General features: G+C 71.3%; 2 protein-coding genes. Both read left to right on the plus strand.

Annotated features, from left to right (window positions below):
- The coding region (locus tag ACZ5CW_RS41135) for a type I polyketide synthase (protein WP_468610951.1) at positions 1 to 1,739 on the plus strand (1,739 nt) is incomplete at its 5' end.
- 80 nt (positions 1,740 to 1,819) lie between these two features.
- Positions 1,820 to 3,577, plus strand: a 1,758-nt coding sequence (locus ACZ5CW_RS41140; protein ID WP_468610953.1) for a type I polyketide synthase, incomplete at its 3' end; no start/stop codon positions are given.

Raw genomic sequence — 3,577 nt, forward strand, 5'->3', positions numbered from 1 at the left:
TTCTGGAGGCTGTCGGTGATGAGGGCGAGGATGCCGTACTGGCTCTGTCCTCACGGGTGTTGGGTGTGCTGCAGGCGTGGCTGTCCGGGGCCGGGTTGGAGGAGTCGCGGCTGGTGGTGGTGACCCGGGGCGCGGTACCGGCCGGGAGCGACGGTGCGGTGAGCGACCCGGCGGGAGCGGCGGTATGGGGCCTGGTGCGTGCCGCCCAGGCCGAGCACCCCGACCGGATCATCCTGCTGGACACCGACCCCACCACCGAAGGTGCCGTGGAGCTGGGACTGGGGTTGGTGCTGGCTTGCGGCGAGCCGCAGATCGCGATGCGCGGAACGGCCCTCGCCGTGCCCCGGTTTGTCCGTATCACTGATCAAGTCCCGGCCGAACAGGCGACGTTCGGGCCGGAGATGACCGTGCTGATCTCGGGTGGCGGGTCGTTGGGGGCTATGGCTGCCCGGCACCTGGTCGTCCGGCACGGTGTGCGTCATCTGGTGCTGGCCAGTCGCCGTGGCCCGGACGCCGAAGGTGTGGAGGAGCTGGTCGCCGAACTCACGGGGCAGGGTGCTGCGGTGTCGGTGGTGGCCTGTGATGTGTCCGACCGCGCCCAGGTCGAGGCGCTGCTGGCGACGGTCCCGGACGACCATCCCCTGACCGGTGTGGTGCACACGGCCGGTGTGTTCGATGCCGGTGTGATCGGGACGCTGACTCCGGAGCGGTTGGCGAGGGTGTTCGCGCCGAAGGTGGACGCGATACGCCACCTGGACGACCTGACCCGGAGCCTGGACCTGGACGCGTTCATCGTCTACTCCTCCGCGTCCTCCGTGTTCCTGGGCGCGGGCAGCGGCGGTTACGCGGCGGCGAACGCCTTCCTGGACGGGTTGATGGCCGGCCGTCGGGCCGCGGGCCTGCCCGGTCTGTCGCTGGCCTGGGGCCCATGGAAGGAGACCACCGGCATGGCGGTCGGCATCGACGACCTCACCAGGACCCGGATGACCCGGCGAGAAGGACGTGGGGGCGTCCTGGCCCTGCAGTCCGCGGAGGGCATGGAACTGTTCGACGCGGCTATGAGGAGTGGGCAGGCGCTGACGGTGCCGGTCAAGCTGGATCTGCGGAGCCTGCGTGCAGACGCGGCGACCGGCGGGCGAGTCCCGCATCTGCTGCGCGGCCTGGTGCGGGAGGGCCGGCAGTCGGCGCACGCGGCTGCCACCGGCGACGCGCAGGCGAAGCTGTCCGACCGGCTGGCCGGTCTCGCCGCGGCGGAACAGGAGGCACTGCTTCTTGGACTGGTCCGTGCCCAGGCCGCGGTCGTGCTCGGGCATGCCGGGCCGGAAGGTGTCCGGCCGGAGGCGGCGTTCAACGACGCCGGGTTCGACTCGCTCACTTCGGTGGAACTGCGCAACCGGCTGCGTGAGGCGACCGGTCTGAAGCTCCCCGCCACGCTGGTCTTCGACTATCCGACCCCGCTGGCCCTCTCGGCCTATCTGCTCGGCGAGCTGGCCGTCGACGCGGTGTCCCCCGCCGATCCGGTGCTGGCCGGTCTCGCCGGTCTGGAGGCGGTGATCGAGTCCACGGCGTCCGATGGGGAGGCCCGCGAGCGGATCACCGTACGTCTGCGCGAACTGCTGAAGGCCGCCGAGGCGGCGGGCGGTGCCGGCACGGCGCCGGGAACCTCGGCCCCGTCCGACGACGATCTCGAAACCGCCAGCGACGAGGAACTCTTCGCGCTCGTCGACCGGCTCGACTGAGCCGGCCGTCCGGCCCGCATCGACGGCGCGGGCCCCACCCACGGCAATCGCACACATCAATTTCCGGGGAGCTGAATTCAGTGGCTGACGAGGCACAACTCCGCGACTACCTCAAGAGGGCCATTGCCGACGCCCGCGACGCCCGCAAGCGGCTGCGCGAGGTCGAGGACCAGGCGCGGGAGCCGATCGCCATCGTCTCCATGGCGTGCCGATACCCCGGTGGTGTGTCCTCGCCGGAAGATCTCTGGACGCTGGTGGCCGACGGAGTCGACGCCGTCTCCGACTTCCCCGACGACCGCGGCTGGGATCTGGAGGGCCTGTTCGATCCGGACCCCGACCACCCGGGCACCTCCTACACCAGTCAGGGTGGTTTCCTGCGGGGCGCGGGGCTCTTCGACGCGGGGTTCTTCGGGATCTCCCCGCGTGAGGCGCTGGCGATGGACCCGCAGCAGCGGCTGCTGCTGGAGACCTCCTGGGAGGCGTTGGAACGGGCAGGCGTCAACCCGGTCTCCCTGAAAGGCACCGACGTCGCGGTGTTCTCCGGGGTGTCAGGCCAGGGCTATGGGGCTGGTGCCGGAGTGGTGACGCCGGAGTCGGAGGGCTTCGCGGGTACGGGCGCGGCGTCGAGTGTGGCGTCGGGCCGGGTGTCGTACGTCTTCGGTTTCGAAGGTCCGGCGGTCACGGTGGACACGGCGTGCTCGTCTTCCTTGGTGGCGATGCATCTGGCCGCGCAGGCGCTGCGGCAGGGCGAGTGCTCGATGGCGCTGGCCGGCGGCGCGATGGTGATGTCGACGCCTGGAAACTTCGTGGCCTTCTCCCGGCAGCGGGGCCTGGCCGGTGACGGGCGGTGCAAGGCGTACGCGGACGGCGCCGACGGAATGGGGCTGGCCGAGGGCGTCGGTGTGGTGGTGCTGGAACGGCTGTCGGTGGCGCGAGAGCGCGGACACCGAGTGCTGGCAGTCGTACGCGGCAGCGCCGTGAACCAGGACGGCGCGTCCAACGGCCTGACCGCACCGAACGGTCCGTCGCAGCAGCGGGTGATCCGCAGGGCGCTGGACAATGCCGGGCTGTCCCCCTCCGAGGTGGACGTGGTGGAGGGCCACGGGACCGGGACGGCCCTGGGTGACCCGATCGAGGCGCAGGCCTTGCTGGCGACGTACGGACAGGGCCGGGATCCACAACAGCCCTTATGGCTGGGCTCGTTGAAGTCGAACATCGGTCACACGCAGGCAGCCGCGGGCGTAGGCAGCGTGATCAAGATGGTGCAGGCGCTGCGGCACGGGGTCATGCCTCCCACGCTGCACGTGAAAGAGCCCACGACCGAGGTGGACTGGTCCGCGGGCGCGGTGGAACTGCTGACCGAGGCGCGGGAGTGGCCGCGTAACGGTCGGCCGCGCCGAGTCGGTGTGTCCTCGTTCGGTGTCAGCGGGACGAACGCCCACCTGATCCTGGAGGAGGCACCGCCGGAGGAGGCTGTCGCCGAGGCGGAAGCGCCTGTGGGCGTGGTACCGCTGGTGGTGTCGGCACGGAGTGCGAATTCCCTGGTCGGCCAGGCGGGGCGGCTCGCGGCATTCGTCGAGGGCGCCGCCGGGGTGGCACTGGCGGATGTGGCCGGAGCGCTGGTGGCGGGCCGGGCACTGCTGGCCGACCGCGCGGTGGTGGTGGCCGGCTCCGGCGAGGAGGCGCTAGTAGGGCTTCAGGCGCTGGCTCGGGGGGAGAGCGGTCCGAACCTGGTGGTCGGCAGTGCGGGTTCGGGTGTGCCGGGCAAGGTGGTGTGGGTGTTCCCCGGGCAGGGCTCGCAGTGGGTGGGGATGGGCCGGGAGTTGTTGGATTGCTCG

It is taken from the genome of Streptomyces sp. NPDC031379, from assembly GCF_055569615.1.